We start from the raw sequence: 24,027 nt of genomic DNA on the forward strand, positions 1-24,027 counted from the left end.
GACAGGCTGGCAGAACGGTCAGACACCACCGTGAGCTGGCCGCGAGGCCGGGTTCACGATCTCAGCCCAGCGCCCGGACGACCCGCTCGGCTCCGGCATCCGCCGAAACCACCTCGGCGAAGTCCCCGTCCGCCACGACCTGTCCCGCCGCGAGCCACACGACGTTCCGCGCACCCGGCTGCGGCACGAACGACGGGACTCCCGTTCCCGAACCGCCAGCGACCAGCACCGTGACGTCGTCCAGTCCGCTCGACGCCCGGTACCAGGACGTCGGCAGGTCGACCTGCACGGAGTGACCGGCAGTCTCGAGCGCCGTCACGAGCGCGCTGACGTCCGCCACCCGGGTCCCGTCGTGCTTCACCGCGATGCGGAGACCGGCAGTGCCGGCAGCGCCCGCAGCACCGGCAGCCCCAGCAGCCCCGAGAAGGTCTCGCGCCACGATCGGCCGCGACGACCGCACCATCACGGCGTGCCCCTTCGGCAGTCCCGGCTCGACCCCGAGCCACCGCAGTCCGGCGGCCGCGTAGTGCCCTGCTGCGTCCGCCGCCGGGTACCGCCCACGCCAGCGCTCGTCGAACACGCGCCGGTTGTCCACGCGGGCGTCGTCACGACCGGGGGTGCGGCTCTCGTGGTGCACGACGACCGAGGACGGCACGACGGCGAAGGCCGAGCCGTCCGGTGACGCGGCGAGGGCCCGCAGGCACAGGTCGACGTCCTCGAGCCCGTTCGCGAACACCGGGTCGAACCCGTGCCAGCGGATCAGGTCGACGGCCCGGAACGCAGCGGCAGCAGCAGTGATCGCCGAGAAGCGGCGACCACCGGCAGCACCCAGCCGGGCGGCGTCGGTCCCGGCACCCGCCAACGCCCGCGAAGCGTCGTACCGCGGGTGGTCGCCGAGGAAGTGCCAGGGCAGCACCTTGTCCCCGCCGAACACCGTGCCCGCTGCCTGCACGACCCCGTCCGGGTACACGAGCAGCGGTTGCGCGCCGAGCACCGTCGGGTCGTCCAGCGCGGCGACGAGCGGCCGCAGCCATCCGATCGTGACCTCGGTGTCGTTGTTGAGCATGACGACGGTGCCGCCGGTGGACCGGGCCAGGCCGAGGTCGCTGCCCAGCCCGAAGTTCCGGTTCCGGTCCTCGCGCTGCAGCAGGACCCGCGGTTCGTCGCCGAACCAGGCTCCGAGCACGGCGGACACCGAGCGGGGGGACCCGTTGTCGATCAGGACGACCTCGACCCGGTCGCCTTCGTGGTCGGCGGCGTGCAGCACGGCGTCCACGGCGCGCCGGGTCATCGTCCAGTCGCGGAACACCGGCACGACGACGGAGACCAGCTCGGCGTCGCGCGCCGGTACGGCGTCGGCGAGGGCGTCCCAGTCGATGCGGTGGCGGGCGAGGGCGACCTCCTGCCACGATGCGGGCTGCGCGGAGGAGAGCCGTCGGGGGTCGCGGACGTTGTCGTAGTCGACGCCGATGACGGGCACGTACGCGGGCACGCCGGAGCGCTTCCCGATGCGCAGCAGCCACTCCCAGTCGATCCAGCGCCGCAGGGTCTCGTCGAACGGCCCGGCGGCGGCGGCGACGTCGCGACGGACGACGAGCGCGTTCAGGTCGATGAAGTTGCCGGCGAGCAGGTCGTCGAGCGTGCCGTCCTCGCCGCGGTACGTCTCGGCGGGGGCGGTGGAGTCGTCGGCGTTGTTCGCGCCGATCATCCGGACGCCGGTGTGGACGCCGGGCCCGTCCGTCTCGAGCAGCCCGGCGAGTGCGGCGGACAGGTGTTCGGGCCGCCAGGTGTTGTCGGCGTCGAGGAACGCGACGAAGTCGCCGCGGGCGGCCGCGAGTCCGGTGTTGCGCGCGGCTCCGGCCCCGCCGTTCTCCCGCTCGACCAGACGGACGCGCGGCTCGTCGGCGGCGATGCGCCGCACGACGTCGGCGGTCTCGTCGCCGGATCCGTCGTCGACGACGAGGAGTTCCCAGTTCGCGTGCTGCTGCGCGCGCACCGAGGCGATCGCCGCGCCGACCACGTCGGCACGCCGGTACACCGGCATCACGACCGACACGAGCGGTTGCTCCGCGTCACGCCGTGCGACCCCGCGCGGGTACCGGGCGAGTGCCTCGGTGACGTCGGGTCCGTCCCACGTGGCCCGGTAGCGACGCCGGGTCCGGTGCTGCGCGTCGGCGAAGGCGCGGGCAGCGGAGACGGCTGCGTCGCGTGCGGCGCCCCAGGTGGGTGCGTGGCCACGGCGACCGGGAGGCACGGGGAGCGTGGTCGCGTCGGTCGCGTTCCGCAGGAAGTCACGGAGCGCATCGAGCGTCGACGCCGGGCGGTCGGCGTCCGGCACCGAGGCGGCGTACACGCCGGCGTCGAAGAGCGGTCCGGTCTGGAAGAGCTCCGGGCCCTCCTGGTGCAGGGCGTCGTACCAGGACATCGCGGGGACGGGCTGGTGCTCGCGCATCCACTCGTGCTCGATGAGCGGGTGCAGCGAGAGCCCACGCTGCCCGTCGTTGTGCACGTAGAAGGCGATGGCGTCGGCGTCGCTGTCGAACGTCCGTCCGGTCTGCGCTTCGAGGTACGCGCGGTCGAGGACACCGAACTCGGCGATCCGCCGGGCCCAACGGTCGAGCCGGTCCGTGACGGTCAACGGCTTCTCGGGGCCACGGAACGGACGCGCCAGGCGTCGCGCGACGCGGCCGAGGCCCTTCGCCTCGGCCATCAGCGGCGACCCGGCAGTCGTGCGGCGACCTTGGCGATCGCCTGGCCGGTGCGGAATGAGCGGCTCGCGCGCAGGTCGTCGAGTTCGCGGCGGAGCCGGGTGACCTCGTCGGAGGCGTTCGCCGCCGCGACCTCGGCGGCGGTGAGGTCGAGGGGGAGGAGCGCTGCCCAGCGGCCCTCGAGGGCCTCGGAGCGCGACGCGAGCGGCGCGGTCAGGCGACGGTCGAGCTGCTCGCGCGCCGCGACGAGTCCGCCGCGGGTCGTGGCGACGACGTGCGGGTCCAGCAGGGCGGCGACCTGGTCGGCTCCGGCCCGGTGCGCTCGTGACGACCACGGCGTCGAGGTCGGCTCGGACCGGACGACGACGAGCTCGAGCGACCGCCGGTTGGCGGCGACGACCTCGGCGGGCGTGGGGTCCACGAGGACGGTGACGGTGACGAGGTCGTCCGGGTTCGGGGCGTCGGGGGTGACCCTCCACCCGCCGGGGGCCGACGTGCCGGGGGCGAGCCGGGCCTCCAGGTCAAAGCCGTTCGCGAAGGCCGCGTCGATCTCGCCGACCAGGCCACCGGCGTCCGCGACGTGTCGCAGGTCGACGGCGAGGCGGGGCGGGGGACCCGCGGGCACCAGGGCGTCGGCGAATCGCTCCGTCGCCGTCGAGCCGTGTCGCTGGTAGGCGGCGACGGCGTCCGGCAGGAACGGGTAGCGGCGCTCGAGTTCGCGCTGGTGCGCAGCACGGAGGGCGTTGCGGTTACCCGAGAAGCTCTTGCCCCCGGCGTGCAGGACCAGCGCGCGGTTGGCGATCCGCGACGTCCAGCCGTGCTCGGCGAGGCGCAGGCAGTAGTCGTTCTCCTCGCCGTACCCGGGGGCGAAGGCGTCGTCGAACAGCCCGTGCTCCGCGATGAGCTCGCGGCGGGTGAGGAAGCAGAAGCCCATCGCGACGGGCAGCACCTGCGAGACCGGCAGGAGCGGGGCGACCGCGCCCCAGACGGCCCGCGTGCGCTCCTCGGTGCGTGCGGCGCCGCGGTTCGTCAGGCGGTAGGGGATGCTCGCGATCGTGGCGTTGTCGCTGCGCGCCGTGACGACGCCGGTGCGGTCCTCGTCGAGCACGTCGAGCATGGCGTCCAGGAAGCCCGCGGTGGGGACGGCGTCGCTGTTGAGCAGCAGGACTGCCTCGCCGGCGTCGTCGGTGCCGCGGTCGAGTTCGAGGACGGCGCGGTTGCAGGTGCCCACGAACCCGAGGTTGCGGTCGTTGCGCTCGTACCGGAACCCGGGGCGGCCGTCGATCCGCTCGAGCAGGGCGCGCTCGATCGCGTCGGCGTCGGGACCACAGTCGTTGACGAGCAGCACGCGGTGCACGGACGTGTCGAGGTGCTCGACGAGCCCGTCCACGCAGCGCAGCAGGGACTCGAGGTCCCCGTAGACGGGGACGACGACGAGGGTGGTGCGGGTCATCGGGTGGACTCCTCGTGGTGGTTCTGGTCGTCGTGCTCGATCGCGGTGGCGAGTGCGTCGACGGCCGCGTCGAGCGGACCGCCGAGCGCGTGCTCGGCGAGCGGGGCGAAGCCGGTGGGGCCCTCGGCCGCGGCGCGGCGGACGGCGTCGGCCACGGCCAGGCCGAGCGACCGGGCGTCGGCGGGGACCGCTGCCAGGTTGGGGTGCAGGTGCTCCCGGGTGCCGCGGAACTCGTTCGTGACCACGCGGGCACCGGAGATCGCGCCGTCGAACGGCGGGTGGCTCGGGTGCGGACTGTGCTGCAGCGAGAGCACGACGTTGGTCGAGGCGATGAAGCGGAAGTAGTCGTCCCACGGCATCGTGCCGTGGCTCACGAGCTTGACGTCGCCGCGCCCGCCGTCGAGCTCGACGTCGCCGTGCTGCTCGCCGGCCGAGTGGAACTCCACCCGGATGCCGTCGGCCGCGAGCTCCTGCCCCGCGACACGCAGGGCGGCGACGCCGAGCCGGAACAGGTTGCGGTGCTTGCTCGGGCGTCCGTAGAACAGCACCCGGACCACGTCCTCGTGCTGCCGGGCCGCCGCGACGCGCTCGAGCAGCTCGACGTCCAGGTGCGGTGCGAAGGTGCGCTCCGGCGGCACGTCCAGGTCCTCGACGTCGGCGAGATACTTCCGCAGGGGTTCCGAGTTGACGAGCATGCGGAAGCCGGCGCGGTAGGTCGAGGCGGCCACGGCGTACTCGGTCGACCACGGGCTGAAGCCGGGCTCGTAGTCCTGCACCAGGTACGCCACCCGGTCATGGGGGACGACCCCGGCGGTGACCGCGACGTCGAGCGGGTGCGCGGTCTTCCAGTGCGTGGCGATCCAGACGTCGTCGTGGCCGAACTCGGTGTCCAGGACGTCCTCGCGACGAACCACGCGGACGCCCGGGCGGCCGTCGACCCGGGACTCCGGGAACCGGTCCGCCACGAGCGCCTCGGCCGCGGCGGCACTGTTGCCCGGCGTCGTCCAGCGGACCATGACCACCCGGACCGACCGGCTCAGTCGCGCACCGAGGGCGAGCGCGACGGCCAACGCCGTCTGGACACCCGCGAACGCCGCGCCCTCGCGGAGCTCGTCCACCACGAGCACCACCTCGGGCTCGCGGTCCACGGTCCGGATGCCCGCCAGGGCGAGGCTCGTCTCGACCAGCCCCTCGAACGGACGGGCGGCGAGTGGTGCTCGGTCGCGCTCGCGCCGTGCCACGCCGACGTCCACGCGGGACACCGTCCGCCCCAGCCGCTCGCGGACGTCGTTGCGGTAGTGGCCGTCCCGCGCGTACCGCTCGTTCACCCGGACGAGGTCGCTGACGAGGCGCCGTGCCTTCTCGAAGTTCATCGACCCTCACGTTACTGGGCGTGGGGGTGCACCTCGGTAGGCTTGTCCCCTGATGATGCAGCGAATCGACCTCCGTGGTGGCCTGCCCGCCCGTGCCGAACTCCTCCGACTCATGCCGCGCGCCGTGGGCGACGTCTCGCACGCGGTCGACGCCGCCCGCGAGCTCGTCGAGGACGTCCGACACCGCGGAGCGGACGCGCTGCACGACCAGGCCGAACGCTTCGACGGCGGCGCCCCGGCGAACGTCCGGGTGCCGGTCGCCGAGATCGCGGCAGCCGTCGCCGGGCTGACCCCCGAACTGCGGGAAGCGCTCGACGAAGCCATCCGTCGTGTCCGTGCCGCCAGCGCCGCGCAGGTCCCCGCCGGCTCCGTCACCACGCTCGCCGACGGCGCCGAGGTGCACCAGCGCTGGCAGCCGATGCGCCGCGTCGGGCTCTACGTGCCCGGCGGCAAGGCCGTCTACCCGTCGAGCGTCGTCATGAACGTCGTCCCCGCGCAGGTCGCCGGTGTGCGTTCGATCGCGCTCGTTTCCCCGCCGCAGCGCGACCACGGAGGTGCGGTCCACCCGACCATCCTGGCCGCGGCCGGGCTGCTCGGCATCGACGAGGTCTACGCGATGGGCGGTGCCGGTGCCGTCGGCGCGCTGGCGTACGGCGTCCCCGCGATCGACCTCGAGCCCGTCGACCTGGTCACCGGTCCGGGCAACAACTACGTGGCCGCGGCGAAGCGCCTGGTGCGCGGGGTCGTCGGCATCGACGCCGAGGCCGGCGCCACCGAGATCCTCGTGATCGCCGACGAGACCGCCGACCCCGGGTTCGTCGCCGCCGACCTCATCAGCCAGGCCGAGCACGACGAGCAGGCCGGCAGTGTGCTGGTGACGACGTCGGCGACGTTCGCCGATGCGGTGGAAGCCGCCGTCCCGGAGCGCACGGCGGTGCTCAGGACGGCTGCGCGCCTCCAGACCGCCCTGGACGGACCGCAGTCCGCGATCGTGCTGGTGGACTCGCTCACCGACGCCGCGACCGTGAGCAACGCGTACGGACCGGAGCACCTGGAGATCCAGACCGCCGACGACGACGCGGTGCTCGCCGACATCGACGCCGCCGGAGCGGTGTTCGTCGGACCGAGCACGCCCGTCAGCCTGGGGGACTACCTGGCCGGCTCGAACCACGTGCTGCCGACCGGAGGTCAGGCGCGCTTCGGGTCCGGCCTGTCCGCGTCCACGTTCCTGCGGCCGCAGCAGGTCATCCGCTACTCGGCGTCGGCGCTCGACGGGGTCGCCGCGCACATCGTCGCCCTGTCGACCGAGGAGCAGCTCCCCGCGCACGGTGCCGCCGTGACGGAGCGCACGAACCGATAGCCTGGGCGACGACATGTTCTGCCCCTTCTGCCGCCACCCGGACTCCCGCGTCGTCGACTCACGGACGAGCGACGACGGAACCTCCATCCGCCGCCGTCGACAGTGCCCGAACTGCGGACGACGCTTCTCGACCACCGAGACCGCGTCGCTCAACGTCGTCAAGCGCAACGGCGTCACCGAACCCTTCAGCCGCGACAAGATCGTCTCCGGCGTCCGCAAGGCCTGCCAGGGGCGCCCGGTCACCGACGGCGACCTGGCCGTGCTCGCGCAGCGCGTCGAGGAGACCGTGCGGTCGTCCGGCTCGAGCCAGATCGACGCCAACGACATCGGGCTCGCGATCCTCGCGCCGCTCCGGGAGCTCGACGAGGTCGCCTACCTGCGGTTCGCCAGCGTCTACCAGGCGTTCGACTCGCTCGAGGACTTCGAGGACGCCATCGGCCAGCTCCGCCGCGACCACCACGCTGCGGGCGCGTCGGCGGGTGCTGCGGGTTCGGCTGCGGGTGCCGCCGGTTCGTCGGCCGGTGCCGGCGCGTGAGCGGCATCGCGGAAGGCCTGGTCCGCTCCGGGTACGCCGTCGTCTTCCGGTCCGTCTTCGCCAAGATGGACCCCGAGCGGGCCCACCACCTGGCGTTCGCCGTCATCAAGGCCCTGCCGCACGTGCCGTTCGTGGGTGGTCTGGTCGAGCGCTACTCCCGGCCCTCGGCGGCCGACGGCATCACGACGATGGGCATCCACTTCCCGTCCCGCTTCGGCCTCGCCGCCGGGTTCGACAAGGACGCCCGCGGCATCAGCGGCCTCGGCCTGCTCGGCTTCGGGCACGTCGAGGTCGGCACGATCACCGCGAAGCCCCAGCCGGGCAACGAGCGTCCGCGCCTGTTCCGGCTCATCGAGGACCGCGCGCTCATCAACCGGATGGGCTTCAACAACCACGGCGCCGGCGCTGCGGCCCGACGCCTCGAGCGCGCCCGCCGGAACCCGGGCCGGCCCGTCATCGGCGTGAACATCGGCAAGAGCCGTGTCGTCGCCGTCGAGGACGCCATCGACGACTACCTGGAGTCGACGCGTCGGCTCGCCCCGTTCGCCGACTACCTGGCCGTCAACGTCAGCTCCCCGAACACGCCCGGGCTGCGCGGCCTGCAGGAACTCGACCAGCTCCGCCCGCTGCTGTCCGCCGTCCGTGACGCCGCCGGGGACACGCCCGTGCTGGTGAAGATCGCGCCGGACCTGACCGACGAGCAGGTCGACGCCATCGCCGATCTCGCGGTGTCGCTCGGCCTGTCCGGCATCATCGCCAACAACACGACGATCTCCCGATCAGGACTCACCGCGGATCCTGCCGACGTCGAGGCGATGGGTGCCGGGGGACTCTCCGGCGCGCCCGTCGCAGCGCGTTCGCTCGAGGTGCTGCGTCGCGTCCGTGCCGCGGTGCCGGCCGAGTTCTGCGTCATCGCCGTCGGCGGTGTGACGACCGAGCAGGACGTGCAGGACCGCATCGACGCCGGGGCCACCCTGGTGCAGGGCTACACGGCGTTCCTCTACGAGGGGCCGAGCTGGGCCACCCGCATCAACCGCTTGCGCCGCAAGCGGCTGCGCCGCGCCGCCCGCTGAGCGCGGTGGCGCGGGCGTGCCCGCCCGCCCGCTCGCCCGATCGCCCGCTCGCCCGACCGTCCCTACTCCGCCGTCCCGACTCCGCCGTCCCTCCAGGTTCCGAAATCTCGGCATCTCGCGGCCCGCAGCGGCCGTTCGTGGAACCTCGACGACACGCACGCGGCGAGTCGTGGAACCTCGCCGACCACCCCTGGGACGGGAGGCACGGTGCGACCCCGCCCCGTGCCTCCCGTCCGCCGGTGCGTCGCCACGCCCGGATGCGGCCAGCGAGGTTCCGAGATTTTGGAACCTCGGCGCGCCAGCGGGGCCGCTGTGGAACCTCGGTGGCACGCACGCGGCGGGTCGTGAAACCTCGGCGGCACGCATGCGGCGAGTCGCGGGGCCCGGGCCCCGAACCCCAACCCGAGCCGCGCGCTCCGGAACGACGAAGCGCCGCCCGGCGAGGCCGGACGGCGCTTCGGAAAGCGGCGCTGGGGTCAGAGGGCGGGGTACTGCCCGCGCTTGACCTGAGGCTTCGGCAGGCGCAGGAACCGCAGCTGCCACGCCCGCGTCAGGATGTAGAGGAACGTGCCGCGCTGCATCTCGCCGAACTTGGTGGTGAGCTTGCGGCGCATCGAGAGCCAGAGCACCACGCAGTCGAGCACGAACAGGGCCACGAACGCCCAGACGAGCAGGAGCGAGTACGACGCGATCGCGGTCTGCGAGGCGGCGAACCCGACGATCAGGAACAGCACGAGCACGGGCATCATGATCTCGCCGACGTTCCAGCGCGCGTCGATCCAGTTGCGGACGAAGCGACGCTGCTCACCGCGGTCCTTCGCCGGCAGGTAGCGCTCCTCGCCGTTGGCCATGCCGACCCGGGCACGCTCGCGCTCGGAGTTGAGACGCGCGCGGGCGGCCTTCTTGTCGACCGGCGTGTTGCCGACGAGGGGACGGCGGTTCGCGGCCTCGCGCTCACGGCGGGACGGCGTCGGGCGGCCCTTGCCCTGCTCGAGGAGTTCTTCCTCGGTCGGGTTGACGGTCGTGTTGGTCTTGGGGGCTGCCTTCGCCACGGTGCGTTCCTAACGGCGTTGTGCGTGCGGGATCGTCCTCTAGATTACCGGGCATGACCGACACCGCACAGCCCAGCTCCGCGACCGACCCCGCGCTCCTCGACGCCCTGCGCGAACAGGTGCAGGGTGCACTGCCGACGACGATCGCGGATCTGTCCGCCCTGGTGCGTCTGCCGTCGGTGTCGTGGTCGGCGTTCGACCCGGCGAACGTGCGGGCGAGCGCCGAGGCCGTGGCGGACCTGGCGCGGTCAACCGGCGTGTTCGGCGCCGACGACGTGCGGATCGTGCGGTCGGCCGTCGACGGGGACACGGCCGACGCCGAGACCTCCGGCGCTGAGCTCGGCCAGCCCGCGGTGCTCGCCGTCCGCCCGGCCCGGAACGGCAAGCCGACCGTGATGCTCTACGCCCACCACGACGTTCAGCCGCAGGGCGACGACGCACTCTGGGAGACTCCGCCGTTCGAGCCGACCCTCCGTGGCGACCGTCTGTACGGGCGCGGCGCGTCGGACGACAAGGCCGGCGTGATGACCCACATCGCGTCGCTGCGGGCGATCCACGCGCAGTTCGGTGACGACCTCGACCTCGGCGTCGTGCTGTTCGTCGAGGGCGAGGAGGAGTTCGGCTCCCGGTCCTTCCGCACCTTCCTGCGCGAGCAGAAGGAGCACCTGGCCGCCGACGTCATCGTGGTGGCCGACAGCGACAACTGGTCGGTGGACGTGCCGTCGATCACGGTCTCGCTCCGTGGCAACGTCACGTTCAAGCTCACCCTGACGACCCTCGAGCACGCGAGCCACAGCGGCATGTTCGGGGGAGCGGCTCCGGACGCGATGATCCCGATGGTGAAGCTGCTCTCGTCGCTGCACGACGACGCCGGTTCCGTCGCGGTGGAGGGGCTCACCTCGTACGAGGCCGACGTCCCGTCGCGCACCGACGACGAGCTCGCCGTCGACGCGGCCCTGGTGGCGGGCGTCCGGCCGATCGGCACCGGCGAGGTCCTGTCCCGCATGTGGTTCCAGCCGTCGATCACCGTGACCGGCATGGACGTGCCGAGCGTCGCGAACGCCTCGAACACGCTGCTGCCGTCCGTCTCGGCCCGCGTCTCGGTCCGGGTCGCGCCCGGCCAGGACGCGCGCGAGGCGTACGCCGCCGTCGAGCGGCACCTGCGGGCACACGTGCCCTTCGGTGCCCGCATGGAGATCACCGAACCGGACAGCGGCGACGGTTTCCTCGTCGACACGGCCGGTTGGGCCGTCCAGGAGGCACGCACGGCCATGCGGGAGGGCTGGGGTGCCGAGGCGGTCGAGCAGGGCATCGGCGGCTCGATCCCGTTCGTCTCGGACCTCGCCGCGGAGTTCCCGGAGGCCCAGATCCTGGTCACCGGGGTCGAGGACCCGGACACCCGCGCCCACAGCCCGAACGAGTCGCAGCACCTCGGCGTCCTGCACCGGGCCATCGCGTCCGAGGCGATCCTGCTCGCCAGGCTCGCGACGCGCAGCTGACGGTGCTTACAATCGACGCCAGGCGCGGTGAACCGCACCGCCCGGAGGGAGACGCGCGATGAGCGACACCATCACCACCGACGCACCGGCGACCGAGGCAGCCTCGCACGGCGTCCTCCTGAGCGACGCCGCGGCCGGCAAGGTGGCGAGTCTCCTCGAGCAGGAGGGTCGCGACGACCTCCGCCTGCGCCTCGCCGTCCAGCCCGGGGGCTGCTCGGGCCTGATCTACCAGCTGTACTTCGACGAGCGCCTGCTCGACGGCGACGTCACCGCCGAGTTCGACGGGGTCGAGGTCGTCGTCGACAAGATGAGCGTCCCGTACCTCGACGGCGCGACGATCGACTTCGAGGACACCATCCAGAAGCAGGGCTTCACGATCGACAACCCCAACGCGCAGGGCAGCTGCGCGTGCGGTGACAGCTTCCACTGATCACCAGCCGATCCGACACGCGAGCGGGGAGCGACCGACACGGTCGCTCCCCGCTCGCGTTCGTCGGTGCACCTGGTCGCAGCGTGACCGGGGAAAACGGCCGGTCAGGAGTGCGGATCGCGGCGATGAGCGTGTCGGGTGTGCACGAGCGGTGGCGAGCTGCGAGTAAGCTAGGAGTGTTCCAATCAAGCTGGGAGCCAGCCAAGTGTCGCCTTCGTGCGGCTCGGCGGGTTCGGCTCCGAGCTCACGTCTTTGCGAGAGGTAACAGTGCGTTCGAATCGCCGTATACGTTGGGCGGCCGTCCCGGTGGCCGTCGGTCTGGTCATCGCACTGGCTGGCTGCACGCAGCAGCAGATGAACGGATGGCTCCCCGGCACGGAGGAGACGAAGGACGTCACCAACCACACGAGCCGCATCGTCGGCCTGTGGACCACCAGCTGGGTGGTGCTCCTCGCCGTCGGTCTCATCGTCTGGGGCCTGATCATCTGGGCCGCCATCGTGTACCGCCGCCGGAAGGGCCAGACCGGCCTGCCCGTGCAGATGCGCTACAACATGCCGCTCGAGATCTTCTACACGATCGTGCCGCTCATCCTGGTGCTCGGCTTCTTCGCCTTCACCGCGAAGGACCAGGCCGCGATCGAGAAGCCGTTCGACGACCCCGACGCCACCGTGCACGTGTACGGCAAGCGCTGGGCGTGGGACTTCAACTACATCAACAAGGACAACCCCGAGGACAGCGTCTACTACCAGGGCATCCAGGCCCAGGAAGAAGAGAACGCCAAGGGCGCCATCGACGAGTCGCAGCTGCCGACCCTCTACCTGCCGCAGGGCAAGAAGGTCGCGATCGAGCTCTCCTCGCGCGACGTCGACCACTCTTTCTGGATCATCGACTTCCTGTACAAGAAGGACATGCTCCCCGGCAAGACGAACTGGGAGTACTTCATCCCGGAGAAGCTCGGGACGTACCAGGGCAAGTGCGCGGAGCTCTGCGGTGAGTACCACTCGCTCATGCTCTTCCAGGTGAAGGTCGTCACGCCGGCGCAGTACCAGGACTACCTCGACACCCTGAAGGACCAGGGCAAGGTCGGGCTCCTCGGCGACGAGTACAACACCAACACGAACGAACCGAACAACAAGGCGCCGGTCGAGGCGTCCAGCGAGAACAAGTAGGGGCTCGTCAGATGACAACGTCTTTCGTCGGCCAACCGACCCAGACTGCTTCGCCGGACTTCCAGGCGTCGAAGGTGGGCCGGAAGGGCAACATCATCGTCCGGTGGATCACCTCCACCGACCACAAGACCATCGGGTACATGTACCTGATCGCGTCGTTCGTCTTCTTCCTGCTCGCAGGTGTGATGGCCCTGGTCATCCGCGCCCAGCTGTTCGAGCCCGGCCTGCACGTGGTCGCGACGAAGGAGCAGTACAACCAGCTCTTCACGATGCACGGCACGATCATGCTGCTGATGTTCGCGACGCCGCTGTTCTCGGGCTTCGCGAACGCGATCATGCCGCTCCAGATCGGTGCTCCCGACGTCGCCTTCCCGCGACTCAACGGCTTCGCGTTCTGGCTCTACCTGTTCGGCTCGCTCATCGCGGTCGGTGGCTTCCTCACCCCGCAGGGTGCGGCCTCGTTCGGGTGGTTCGCCTACGCGCCACTGAGTGACACGACGTTCACACCAGGGCTCGGCGGCACACTCTGGGTCTTCGGACTCGGCATGACCGGCTTCTCGACGATCCTCGGCGCGGTGAACTTCATCACCACCATCATCACGATGCGTGCCCCGGGTCTGACCATGTTCCGCATGTCGATCTTCACCTGGAACACCCTCGTGACGGCCCTGCTCGTGCTGATGGCCTTCCCGGTGCTCGCCACCGCGCTGTTCGGCCTCGGCCTCGACCGCGTGTTCGACGCGCAGATCTTCAACCCGGCCAACGGCGGAGCCCTGCTCTGGCAGCACCTGTTCTGGTTCTTCGGGCACCCCGAGGTGTACATCATCGCGCTGCCGTTCTTCGGCATCGTGTCCGAGGTCTTCCCGGTCTTCAGCCGCAAGCCGATCTTCGGGTACAAGACCCTCGTCTACGCGACCATCGCGATCGCGGCCCTGTCGGTCACGGTCTGGGCGCACCACATGTACGTCACCGGTGGCGTCCTGCTGCCCTGGTTCTCGCTCATGACGATGCTCATCGCGGTCCCGACCGGCGTGAAGATCTTCAACTGGGTCGGCACGATGTGGCGCGGTTCGGTGACCTTCGAGACCCCGCTGCTGTGGGCCGTCGGCTTCCTCATCACGTTCACGTTCGGTGGCCTCACCGGTGTGATCCTGGCGTCGCCGCCTCTCGACTTCCACGTGTCCGACTCGTACTTCGTCGTCGCGCACTTCCACTACGTGGTCTTCGGGACCGTCGTCTTCGCGATGTTCTCCGGCTTCTACTTCTGGTGGCCGAAGTGGACGGGCAAGATGCTCAACGAGCGCCTCGGCAAGATCCACTTCTGGCTCCTGTTCATCGGGTTCCACACGACGTTCCTCATCCAGCACTGGCTGGGCGTCATCGGCATGCCGCGTCGTTACGCGACCTACCTGCCGAACGACGGTTTCACCTGGATGAACCAGCTGTCGACGATCGGATCGATGATCCTCGCGATCTCGTTCCTGCCGTTCATCTTCAACGTCTACGTGACGGCACGGAACGCACCGAAGGTCGCCGTGAACGACCCGTGGGGCTACGGCCGCTCGCTCGAGTGGGCCACCAGCTGCCCGCCGCCCCGCCACAACTTCACGTCGATCCCGCGGATCCGTTCCGAGTCCCCGGCCTTCGACCTGAACCACCCCGAGGCAGGTGTGCCGATCGGTGTCGGCCCCGCGAAGGACGCCCCGGATGCCCCGACCTACGACGCCGCGAAGGGCGAGGTGAAGTAAGCCGATGCGCGCGAACACCAACCTGTTCTGGATCCTCTTCGGGTTCTTCATCCTCGCGGACGCCGCGTACACGATCTGGGCGCTGCTCTACTACGGGCGCCCGGAGTGGGTCGGCACCGTTGCGATCGGCCTGACCGGCATCATGTCGGCGTTCATCGCCTTCTACCTCGGCAAGGTCATGGCGTCCCAGGGTGGCGTGCTGCCTGAGGACCGTCCCGACGCCAACATCGAGGACGGCGACGCCGAGCTCGGGCACTTCAGCCCCTGGTCGTGGTGGCCGATCCTGCTGGCAGCAGCGGTCGCCGTCTGCTTCCTCGGCGTCGCAGCCGGGCTGTGGATCGTCCCGATCGGCCTCGCCCTGGTGGCGGTCACCCTGGTCGGCTGGGTCTACGAGTACTACCGCGGCAACTTCGGGCACTGACCTGACGCTGCAACGCACCTGACACTTCGGGCGGCACCACATCCGGTGCCGCCCGAAGTGCGTCCAGGCGCTGCACACCACAGCACACGACCCGGCGCTGCACGCCGCAGCGCCCCACGAACTCCGGTCCCCGATCCGGAACAAACGGGCCCGCCCGCGGCTTGACTGGAGCGGACCTCCCCACCACAGCGAAAGGAGTCACCTCAGGTGACCGACAAGCGCACCCTCATCATCTTCGGCGCGACGGGCGACCTCGCCTCCCGCCTGCTGCTGCCGGGCCTCGGCACGTTCCTGCAGAGCGGTCGAGCGGTTCCCGTCCAGCTCATCGGCACGGGCCGCAGCGCCCGCAGCGAGGAGCAGTGGAAGGACATCGTCACGAAGTCCTTCGCGTCGCAGGACGTCAAGGGACCCGAGGTCGACGCCACGCTCGCGTCGACCCAGTTCATCCAGGGCGACCCCACCGACCCGGAGCACCTCAAGGCCCTGCTGGACGCGGCCGAGGCCGAGCCGATCCTGTACTTCGCCCTGCCGCCGCAGATCGCCTCCGACATCTGCGAGGCGCTCGAGCACGTGGAGCTGCCCGCAGGCACCACGCTGGCCTTCGAGAAGCCGTTCGGCACCGACGTCGCGAGTGCCAGGGCCCTCAACGAGACGGTGCTGAAGCTCGTCCCCGAAGAGCGCGTGCACCGCACCGACCACTTCCTCGGACGCACCACGGTCCTCAACATCATCGGTCTGCGCTTCGCGAACCGCCTGTTCGAGCCGATCTGGAACGCCGACAACATCGAGAAGGTCGACGTCTTCTACGACGAGACCCTCGGGCTCGAGAACCGCGCCCAGTACTACGACGAGGCCGGCGCGATGGTGGACATGATCCAGTCGCACCTGCTGCAGATCCTCGGCATCGTGACGATGGACGCCCCGGCGGACATCGATTCGGTCGAGTTCCGCTCGTCCCTGGCCCGGGTGCTCCGTTCGACCGAGCTCAAGGGCGGCGACCCGAAGATCGCGTCGCGTCGCGCCGTCTACACGGCCGGCACGATCGACGGCAAGGAGCTGCCGTCGTACCAGGACGAGGACGGCGTCGACAAGTCGCGGAGCACCGAGACGCTCGCCGAGATCTCGGTCGAGGTCGACACCGCCCGCTGGAAGGGCGTCCCGTTCACGTTGCGGTCCGGCAAGGCACTCGGCAACAGCCGGAAAGAGGTGCTGATCACCTTCAAGCCGGTCACCCGCCTGCCCTCCGGCCTGAGCGGTCGCCCGAAGGCGGACACGCTCCGCATCGTCCTGAACCCGGACGAGATCGAGCTGACCGTGTCGGCCAACGGCGGTGGCAACCCGTTCGAGATGGGCCAGGTCACCCTGTCGTCGTCGTTCAGCGACGGCGAGCTGACCCCCTACGGTGAGGTCCTGAACGGCATCTTCCACGACGACCCGCTGCTCTCGATCCGCGGCGACGTGGCCGAGCGCTGCTGGGAGATCGTCGAGCCGGTCGTCAAGGCCTGGAAGGCCGACGAGGTCCCGCTCGAGGAGTACCGCGCGGGTTCGCGCGGCCCGGCGGACTGGGAGTCGTCGTCCTGACGGACGTGACCGTCGCGCCCTGAACGGGCGGAACGGCGGACGGGAGGCACGGTGCCAGCTGGCACCGTGCCTCCCGTCCGTTCCGTGGTCAGGACCACCGCATCAGGCGGGCCCGCCGGCGCGCTCGCCTTCGCCGGTCCACGAGCGGGTGCCACCGTCGTGCACGGGCAGCCGCGTGCGGTGCCCGGTCGAGGCGCCCCGCGCCCGGGCGATGGCGTCCGACGCGGACACGAGCGTCAGGTGCGACAGCACCTGCGGCGTGTTGCCGACGTGGTGGCCGGTGGTGACGTCGACCTCCTCGGACAGCATCCCGACGTCGTTCGCGTACCCGACGAGCACGTCCATGAGGCGTTCGGCGTCGTCGATCCGTCCCGAGGCCGCGTACTGCTCGACCAGCCAGAACGAGCACGCCAGGAACGGGTGCTCCGCGCCGGTGAGGCCGTCGAACCCGGACGACGTCCGGTACCGCAGCACGAGGCCGTCGGAGCCGGTCGACAGGTCCTGCTCGATGGCGGCGACGGTGCCCGCCATCCGGGCGTCGTGGGCGGAGACGTACCCGATCTGCGGCAGCACGAGCAGGCTCGCATCGACCTCGTCGGTGTCGTAGTGCTGCCGGTAGCTGCCACGGGCGGCGTTCCAGCCGTGCTCCTCGATCTCGGCCCGCACCTGGTCGCGCAGGGTGCGCCAGCGGTCGACGGGCCCTTCGAGACCGAACTCCTCGACCGCCGCGACCCCACGGTCGAACGCGGCCCAGATCATCGCGCGCGAGTGCGTGAAGTGCCGGCGCGGGCCGCGCATCTCCCAGATGCCGTTGTCGGGCTCCTGCCAGTGCTCCTCGACGTAGCCGAGCAGGGCCCGCTGCAGGGCCCAGGAGTCGGCGTTCTCCTCGACCCCGAGCTCGCGGGCGTCGTGCAGGGCTGCCAGGACCTCGCCGAACACGTCGCCCTGGTACTGCGTGTACGCGCCGTTGCCGACCCGGACGGGCGTCGAGCCGGCGTACCCGGGCAGGTGCGGGAGCTCGCGTTCCGGCAGTTCGCGCTCCCCGGCGATGCCGTACATGATCTGCACGTCGGCGGGGTCGCCCGCGATGGCACGGAGCAGCCAGCCGCGCCAGTGTGCCGCCTCGTCGCGGTAGCCGTGCGCGATGAGCGAGGCGAGGGCGAGCGAGGCGTCGCGGAGCCACACGTAGCGGTAGTCCCAGTTGCGTTCGCCGCCCGGGTCCTCCGGCAGGCTGGTGGTCACGGCGGCCACCACGCCGCCGGTCTCGCCGTGGGTCATGGCGCGGAGCAGCAGGAGGGAGCGGCGGGCGGCGTCGGCGTAGCGACCCTCGGTGCGCGCCGTCGCCATCCAGTCCGTCCACCAGGCCACGGTGCGGTGGAGCTCGGCGTCGACGTCGACGGGCGCCGGGGGCTCGCGGTGCGAGGGGTACCAGGTGAGGACGGTGTCGAGCACGGCGCCGTCGTGGATCGTCGCGGTGGCCGTGTGCCGGTGGTCCGACGCCCGGAACCGTGGGCCACGCACGATGACCGACCCGGGGCCGGCGGTGGCGAGCAGTGCCGGGTCCTCGTCGCCGCCGATCTGGCGCACCCACGGCAGGGCGAGGGCGTAGTCGAACCGGATCCGCAGGGTCTGCTGCACCTCGACCGTGCCGCTCAGCCCGCGGACACGCCGGACGATGGACGGCCGGTGCGCGCCGACGGGCATGAACTCGGTCACCTCCACGACCCCGTTCGCCGTGGTCCAGACCGTCGACAGGACGAGTGTGTCGCCGTGGTACTTCCGATGCGCGGTCGCCGTGGGGTCGGTCGGGCGGAGCGTCCAGTGCCCGTGGTCCTCGGTGCCGAGCAGCGAGGCGAACGTCGCGGTGCTGTCGAAGCGCGGCAGGCACGCCCAGTCGATCGTGCCGTCGCGGCCGACGAGCGCGGCGGTCGAGGTGTCGCCGATGACGGCGTGGTCCTCGATGCGGTTCAGGGGAGTCGAGGGAGTCGCTGGTGGACGCTCGGCGTCGGCGGTCCGGTCCGGGTCCGTGTCGGTGCTCATGCCCCGATCGAACACCCGGTGGCCGAGCGCGGGGGATGAGCGGCCGGGTCGCCGGCCGTCTGTCGGCCGCGTGCCGTCGGTGTGCCTGAAACCTCGCTCAGGCCGGGTCGGAGGCGTCCGCCTCGGCGAGGCCGACGCGCGCGAGCTCGGACCAGAGTCCGGCGCCGTCCGGTGCGTAGACCCACGGCGCCGAGGTGTCGCGGGAGCGCTCCTGCGCCCGGGAGCGTCCACCGGCGAGGACCGCCTCGCTCGTGGACAGCTGTCGGATCGCGACGCCCGCGACGTTCTCGGGGTGCTCGCGGGCGAACTCGCCGTACAGCGACTCGTCGTGCTGGCCGTCGTCGCCCACGAGCAGCCACTGGACGTCCGGGAAGTCCTTCGCCAGACGTCGGAGGTTCTGCTGCTTGTGCAGTTGCCCGCTCCGGAAGAAGCGGTCGTGCGTAGGGCCCCAGTCGGTGAGCAGGAGTGTGCCCGACGGGTACATGTTGCGGGTCAGGAAGCGCTGCAGCGTCGGGGCGACGTTCCAGGCACCGGTGGACAGGTACACCGTCGGGGAGCCGGGGTGCTGCGCCTGCACGCGTTCGTACAGCACGGACATGCCCGGCACCGGGCGACGGGCGTGCTCGGTGAGGACGAACGAGTTCCAGGCGGCCAACATCGGGCGGGGGAGCGAGGTGACCATCACCGTGTCGTCGATGTCGGACAGCAGGCCGAAGCGGGTGTCGGGGTGCACGACGAACACGTCGGCCTCGACGTCGCGGCCGCCGCCGGCCGACAGGCGCACGGTGCGCCAGCCCGGTTCGAGGTCGATCGGCACGATGGTGTCGACGACCCCACCGCGGTCGGTCTCGACGACGTGCGAGACCCCGCCGGCGGTGACGGTGACCTCGGCGTGGTCGACCGCGACGCTCGTGAAGCTCTTCCACCCGCGGACGCCGGCGTACGAGACGTCGGAGGCGAGACCGCGGCGGGTCAGCAGCACACGGCACAGGATCCGGACCCATCCGGGGGCGCCGTAGCCCGTGTAGGGGACGACGGTCGGGACCAGGCCACGGCTTCGGGCACGGTGCTCGCGGAACTCCTGGACGGCGTCCTCGATGCGGGCCGCGCGGTGCAGGAGCGGCTCGGCCAACGACGGCTCGTGGGGCGTCGGGTCGGGCATCGCCCCATCATCCCATGCACGACCCGGAAGTCCACGTCCCAGGGTGCCTGTGGTGAGTCGCAGCCATGTTCCAGCCGGTCTCTGCGAAAATCGTCCTCGTCACACCAACCAACCGCGCTGGAGCGCAAGAGGAGAACACGTGCTCGTCACCGAGGTAACGAACGCTCTGCCGGGGGGATCATCACTGCTCAGGAACGAGCCGGTCCAAGCCCGCAGTTCGGCGCGCCTCGCGGGTCTGCTCGACGCTGCTGCCGCGGTGATCGACGAGATCGGGTTCGAACGACTCACGACCGCGATGGTCGCCGAACGGGCCGGGGCGTCCATCGGCACCGTCTACCGCTACTTCCCGGACCGCATCGCCGTGGTCGAGGCACTCGCCATCCGCTGCACGCAGCGCCTCGCGGCGCGCTTCGTCGCGGCGCTCGACGCGAGTGGCGCGGAGACCTGGCAGCAGGCCTGCGACGCGCTGATCGACGAGACGGCGGAGCTCTACCGCACCGAGCCGGGCTTCCGCGCGATCCGCTTCGGCGACACCGCGGACACCGGGACCGGTGACGCCGAAGACCGCATGGGGGCGCTCGGTGCCGCCGTCGGGCAGATCATGCGCGACCGGTTCGGTCTGCCCGACAACGAGCGCATCGCGCGGGCCTGGGTGGTGCTGGCCGAGTCCGGACACGCCGTGCTCGCACGGGCGCACCGCGACCGTGCGAACCCCGACACAGCGCTCATCGCCGAGTACCGCGCGATGAGCCGTGCCCACATGGAGTCGGTGGTCGCCGCCGGCTGACCGGCGCGACACGCCGCGAGCGATCCGATCCGCCCGCGCTTCCGAACAGGAGGCGCGGGCGTCGTCGTCCCCGCTGGATGCGTCGTGCGCGGTGTCCGTTCACCGCACCGGTCGCCGCCGCGGGGCGGTCACGGTTCGTCACACCGAACCGATGTCGGCACCCACGGGTACTCTCATCCGGAGTCGGGCTACCTCCGAACAGAAGGGCACCCATGATCGAGTTCCGCTCGGTTCGCAAGACCTACCCGGACGGCACCACCGCGGTCGACGACTTCGACCTCGTGATCCCGTCCCGGACCACCACCGTCTTCGTCGGTTCGAGCGGGTGCGGCAAGACGACGCTGCTGCGCATGATCAACCGGATGGTCGACCCCACCTCGGGTTCCGTGCAGATCGACGGCTCCGACGTCTCCGGCGTCGACCCGGTCAAGCTCCGTCGGAGCATCGGGTACGTCATGCAGAACTCCGGTCTGCTGCCGCACCGCAAGGTCGTCGACAACATCGCGACCGTGCCCCTGCTGACGGGGGCGTCGAAGGCCGACGCCCGCGGTCGTGCGCTCGAGCTCATGGACACCGTGGGACTCGACCGGGCGTTCGCCGACCGGTACCCGTCGCAGCTGTCCGGCGGGCAGCAGCAGCGTGTCGGTGTGGCCCGCGGGCTGGCCGTCGACCCGAACATCCTGCTCATGGACGAGCCCTTCGGCGCCGTCGACCCGCTGGTCCGCAACGACCTGCAGGACGAGCTCATCCGCCTGCAGCGCGAACTCGGCAAGACCGTCGTGTTCGTCACGCACGACATCGACGAGGCGTTCAAGCTCGGCGACCAGGTCGTCATCCTGAAGAAGGGCGGCGAGATCGCCCAGCAGGGCACGCCGTCCGAGATCCTGGCCGAGCCGGCCGACGACTTCGTCGCGAACTTCATCGGCGTGGGTCGTGGGCGTCGGTCGCTGCGCGTCGAGCACACCCCCACGGGCCCGATCGTCGTCGACGGTGACGGGCGCGCCGCCGGGGTCCTCACCGGACCGGTCAACGTCGTCGACGCCGCCGCCGCGGTGCAGGCCGACCCCACCTCGAACCAGGCCGGAGCGTCGCAGGACGCCCCGGGTGCTCCGGCGCAGGGTGGAGGCACCCGGTGAAGTGGGTGCTGGCGAACCTCGACACGATCCGTGACGACACGGTCTCGCACCTGGCGATCGCCATCCCGCCGATCATCATCGCCTTCCTGCTGTCCATCCCCATCGGCTGGCTCGTCGTCCGGCTCCAGCGCCCCGGCGGATCGCGGTTCGCCTCCGGCGTCGGCAGCGGCATCGTGACGTTCGCCGGACTCCTCTACGCGATCCCGTCTCTGGCGCTGTTCGTGGCACTGCCGGGCATCATCGGCACCGGTCTGCAGAGCCCGGTCAACGTGGTGATCGGGTTGACGCTGTACGGCCTCGCCCTCATGGTCCGGTCGACGGTCGACGGGCTCACGTCGGTGGACTCCGGGACGAAGTCGGCGTCGACCGCAATGGGGTACTCGTCGGCGCAGCGGTTCTTCCGCGTCGAACTGCCGCTCGCCGGGCCGGTGCTCCTCGCCGGGCTGCGGGTGGTCTCGGTCTCCACCATCTCGCTCACCACCGTCGGCGCGGTCCTCGGCATCCAGAGCCTCGGGTCCCTGTTCACGGACGGACTCGGCCGCGGCATCTACGAGGAGATCATCTCCGGCATCGTCATGGTCCTCGTGCTGGCGTTCGTGCTCGACGGTCTCCTCGTGCTGCTCGGCCGCATCGTGATGCCGTGGACCCGGACGGCCTCGGTGTCGCGCCGACAGGCCCGCCGCGTGCTGCAGACCGCGGAGGTCTCCTCGTGATCATCGGACAGGCCTTCGCCTGGGTCTTCGACCCCACCAACTACTCCGGCTACAACGCGATCCCCGGACGGCTCTGGGAGCACGTCTGGATCACCCTGCTCGCCGTCGTGATCGCCTCGGTGATCGCGGTGCCGATCGGGTACGCCATCGGCCACACACGCCGCGCACGGGGCTTCTCGATCGCCGTGTCCGGTGGGATCCGAGCACTGCCGACGCTCGGCGTGCTCTCCCTGTTCGGACTCCTGCTCGGCATCGGACTGCAGGCGCCGCTCCTGGCGCTCGTCGTGCTGGCGATCCCCTCGGTGCTGGCAGGTGCCTACTCGGGCATCGAGTCGGTCGAGCCCGTGACGGTCGACGCCGCGAAGGCGCAGGGCATGACGGGCTGGCAGATCCTGTGGAAGGTCGAGGTCCCGCTCGGCCTGCCCCTGCTGATCGGCGGGTTCCGCGCGGCCGTGCTGCAGGTCGTCGCCACGGCGACGCTCGCCGCCTACGTCGGTGCCGGCGGCCTCGGCGGCTACTTCTTCCTCGGTCTGAAGACCCAGGACTACGCCGAGATGCTCGGCGCCTCCATCCTCGTGATCGCACTCGCGATCGCGTTCGAGATCGTGTTCGCCGTGCTGCAGCGAGCGTCGGTGCCCAAGGGCACCGCCGACCCGTCGGCCCGGCAGCGCCAGGGATCGCGCGAGCGAGCCCGCAATCCCATCCCGGAAGGAAATCCATCGTGATCACAGCAAAGATCCGTGCGGGCGTCGCAGCAGCGCTCGCACTGGGCGTCGCCGCCGCCCTGACCGGCTGCGCGTCGAGCGACCCGCTCGACAGCGGCTCCAGCGCGTCGTCCGACTCCAAGACGATCGTCGTCGGCTCGCAGCAGTACTACTCGAACGAGATCATCGCCGAGCTCTACGCACAGGTCCTCGAGAAGAACGGCTTCGAGGTCGAGCGCAACTTCAACATCGGGCAGCGTGAGGTCTACATCCCGCAGCTCGAGAAGGGCGCGATCGACGTCATGCCCGAGTACAGCGGCAACCTGCTGCAGTACTTCGACAAGGACTCCAAGGCGAAGACCGCCGACGAGATCGACGACGGCCTCGAGACGGCGCTGCCGAAGGGCCTCCGGGTCCTCGACGAGGCCGAGGCGACCGACCAGGACAGCTACACCGTCACGAAGCAGTTCTCCGAGGACAACGACGTGACGAGCCTCGCCGACCTGAAGGACGTCAAGTCGAAGCTCACGGTCGGCGCGAACTCCGAGTTCCAGACCCGTCCGTACGGTCCGAAGGGCCTGAAGTCGGTCTACGGCGTCGACGTCGACTTCAAGGCGGTCGAGGACTCCGGCGGAGCCCTGACGGTCAAGGCACTGAAGGACGGCACCGTCCAGCTCGCCGACATCTACAGCGCCGACCCGAGCATCAAGGCGAACGACTTCGTCACGCTCGAGGACCCGGAGAACCTCATCCTGCCGCAGAACGTCATCCCCGTCGTCTCCGACAAGGTGAACGACAAGGCCGCGGACGCGATCGACTCGGTCAACGAGAAGCTGACCCCCGAGGCCCTGATCGAGCTCAACACCAAGAGCACGGCGGACAAGGAGAAGGCGTCCACCATCGCCAAGGAGTTCCTGACGGACGAGGGCCTGCTGTAACAGCAGTCTCTGCGAGTTAGACGACAGGCGTCGGGCAACTGCCCGGCGCCTGTCGTCGTTCCCGGCGGTGCCGATCGGCACATCCGTGCCGCACGGTTGTGCTGATCACTACCGTTGCACGTTCGTGCACGGAACATTTCTACA

General features: G+C 70.8%; 20 protein-coding genes. 14 read left to right on the forward strand and 6 right to left on the reverse strand.

Annotated elements, in window-relative coordinates; translation table 11 throughout:
* Positions 1-61 precede the first annotated feature (61 nt).
* From ACGH48_RS08200 to ACGH48_RS08210, 3 genes are read right to left on the reverse strand one after another with little or no spacing between them, the layout of a single operon-like run.
* Entirely contained in the window at positions 62-2,710 is a 2,649-nt protein-coding gene (locus ACGH48_RS08200; RefSeq protein WP_396290973.1) for a glycosyltransferase, read from the reverse strand.
* Complete coding sequence (locus ACGH48_RS08205; protein WP_396290974.1) at positions 2,710-4,161, reverse strand: glycosyltransferase family 2 protein; 1,452 nt, start codon at positions 4,159-4,161, stop codon at positions 2,710-2,712. Before ACGH48_RS08205 ends, ACGH48_RS08200 begins: the two co-directional genes overlap by 1 nt.
* Complete coding sequence (locus tag ACGH48_RS08210) at positions 4,158-5,534, reverse strand: hypothetical protein (RefSeq protein WP_396290975.1); 1,377 nt, start codon at positions 5,532-5,534, stop codon at positions 4,158-4,160. The genes ACGH48_RS08205 and ACGH48_RS08210 overlap by 4 nt, the downstream gene beginning before the upstream one ends.
* A gap of 52 nt (positions 5,535-5,586) precedes the next feature.
* On the opposite strand from ACGH48_RS08210, the gene hisD reads away from it, so the two are divergent.
* Genes hisD through ACGH48_RS08225 form a run of 3 tightly spaced genes read left to right on the forward strand, consistent with a single transcriptional unit; the run spans position 5,587 to position 8,502 of the window.
* The gene (gene hisD / locus ACGH48_RS08215; protein WP_396290976.1) at positions 5,587-6,894 is read left to right on the forward strand and encodes a histidinol dehydrogenase; all 1,308 of its coding nucleotides are present in this window, start codon (positions 5,587-5,589) and stop codon (positions 6,892-6,894) included.
* 13 nt (positions 6,895-6,907) lie between these two features.
* Positions 6,908-7,429, forward strand: a complete 522-nt coding sequence (gene nrdR, locus ACGH48_RS08220) for a transcriptional regulator NrdR (protein WP_396290977.1) — start codon at positions 6,908-6,910, stop codon at positions 7,427-7,429.
* Positions 7,430-7,434: 5 nt separating this feature from the next.
* The gene (locus ACGH48_RS08225) at positions 7,435-8,502 is read left to right on the forward strand and encodes a quinone-dependent dihydroorotate dehydrogenase (RefSeq protein WP_396291111.1); all 1,068 of its coding nucleotides are present in this window, start codon (positions 7,435-7,437) and stop codon (positions 8,500-8,502) included.
* A 476-nt stretch (positions 8,503-8,978) separates the two neighbouring features.
* Here ACGH48_RS08225 and ACGH48_RS08230 read toward each other — a convergent pair whose 3' ends face one another.
* Positions 8,979-9,554 carry a DUF3043 domain-containing protein gene (locus ACGH48_RS08230; protein WP_123312925.1) on the reverse strand — a complete coding sequence of 192 codons (576 nt, stop codon included), beginning with the start codon at positions 9,552-9,554 and terminating at the stop codon, positions 8,979-8,981.
* 53 nt (positions 9,555-9,607) lie between these two features.
* Here ACGH48_RS08230 and ACGH48_RS08235 point away from each other — a divergent pair, with 53 nt between their 5' ends.
* The 6 genes from ACGH48_RS08235 (at position 9,608) to ACGH48_RS08260 (ending at position 16,403) form a co-directional block, all read left to right on the forward strand.
* On the forward strand, positions 9,608-11,053 hold the full coding sequence (locus ACGH48_RS08235) for a dipeptidase (RefSeq protein ID WP_396290978.1): 1,446 nt from the start codon (positions 9,608-9,610) through the stop codon (positions 11,051-11,053).
* A gap of 58 nt (positions 11,054-11,111) precedes the next feature.
* A complete protein-coding gene (locus tag ACGH48_RS08240; RefSeq protein WP_123312923.1) occupies positions 11,112-11,483 on the forward strand; it encodes an iron-sulfur cluster assembly accessory protein in 372 nt (123 codons plus the stop codon).
* 267 nt (positions 11,484-11,750) lie between these two features.
* Complete coding sequence (gene coxB, locus ACGH48_RS08245) at positions 11,751-12,653, forward strand: cytochrome c oxidase subunit II (RefSeq protein ID WP_111085770.1); 903 nt, start codon at positions 11,751-11,753, stop codon at positions 12,651-12,653.
* Positions 12,654-12,664: 11 nt separating this feature from the next.
* Positions 12,665-14,401: a cytochrome c oxidase subunit I gene (gene ctaD / locus ACGH48_RS08250; RefSeq protein WP_173168381.1), complete on the forward strand. Its 1,737-nt coding sequence runs from the start codon at positions 12,665-12,667 to the stop codon at positions 14,399-14,401.
* 4 nt (positions 14,402-14,405) lie between these two features.
* Positions 14,406-14,822: a cytochrome c oxidase subunit 4 gene (locus ACGH48_RS08255; protein ID WP_123312922.1), complete on the forward strand. Its 417-nt coding sequence runs from the start codon at positions 14,406-14,408 to the stop codon at positions 14,820-14,822.
* Positions 14,823-15,029: 207 nt separating this feature from the next.
* Positions 15,030-16,403, forward strand: coding sequence for a glucose-6-phosphate dehydrogenase (locus ACGH48_RS08260; protein WP_123312921.1), 1,374 nt, complete (start codon positions 15,030-15,032; stop codon positions 16,401-16,403).
* Between the two features lie 102 nt (positions 16,404-16,505).
* On the opposite strand, the gene ACGH48_RS08265 is transcribed toward ACGH48_RS08260, so the two are convergent.
* The gene (locus ACGH48_RS08265; protein WP_396290979.1) at positions 16,506-18,443 is read right to left on the reverse strand and encodes a glycoside hydrolase family 15 protein; all 1,938 of its coding nucleotides are present in this window, start codon (positions 18,441-18,443) and stop codon (positions 16,506-16,508) included.
* A 97-nt stretch (positions 18,444-18,540) separates the two neighbouring features.
* Positions 18,541-19,605, reverse strand: a complete 1,065-nt coding sequence (locus ACGH48_RS08270; protein ID WP_111085765.1) for an App1 family protein — start codon at positions 19,603-19,605, stop codon at positions 18,541-18,543.
* A gap of 256 nt (positions 19,606-19,861) precedes the next feature.
* Here ACGH48_RS08270 and ACGH48_RS08275 point away from each other — a divergent pair, with 256 nt between their 5' ends.
* From ACGH48_RS08275 to ACGH48_RS08295, 5 genes are all read left to right on the forward strand, one after another.
* Positions 19,862-20,392 carry a TetR/AcrR family transcriptional regulator gene (locus tag ACGH48_RS08275; RefSeq protein WP_396290980.1) on the forward strand — a complete coding sequence of 177 codons (531 nt, stop codon included), beginning with the start codon at positions 19,862-19,864 and terminating at the stop codon, positions 20,390-20,392.
* 212 nt (positions 20,393-20,604) lie between these two features.
* Positions 20,605-21,528 carry an ABC transporter ATP-binding protein gene (locus tag ACGH48_RS08280; RefSeq protein WP_396290981.1) on the forward strand — a complete coding sequence of 308 codons (924 nt, stop codon included), beginning with the start codon at positions 20,605-20,607 and terminating at the stop codon, positions 21,526-21,528.
* Positions 21,525-22,241 (forward strand): ABC transporter permease, encoded by a 717-nt coding sequence (locus ACGH48_RS08285; protein ID WP_396290982.1) that lies wholly within the window; start codon positions 21,525-21,527, stop codon positions 22,239-22,241. Before ACGH48_RS08280 ends, ACGH48_RS08285 begins: the two co-directional genes overlap by 4 nt.
* Positions 22,238-22,966, forward strand: a complete 729-nt coding sequence (locus ACGH48_RS08290) for an ABC transporter permease (RefSeq protein WP_123313146.1) — start codon at positions 22,238-22,240, stop codon at positions 22,964-22,966. Before ACGH48_RS08285 ends, ACGH48_RS08290 begins: the two co-directional genes overlap by 4 nt.
* The gene (locus tag ACGH48_RS08295; RefSeq protein ID WP_340196991.1) at positions 22,963-23,883 is read left to right on the forward strand and encodes an ABC transporter substrate-binding protein; all 921 of its coding nucleotides are present in this window, start codon (positions 22,963-22,965) and stop codon (positions 23,881-23,883) included. The genes ACGH48_RS08290 and ACGH48_RS08295 overlap by 4 nt, the downstream gene beginning before the upstream one ends.
* The last annotated feature ends 144 nt before the right edge of the window (positions 23,884-24,027 follow it).

This window comes from Curtobacterium pomorum, assembly GCF_044497295.1.
In the GTDB taxonomy this organism is placed as follows: Bacteria; Actinomycetota; Actinomycetes; order Actinomycetales; family Microbacteriaceae; genus Curtobacterium.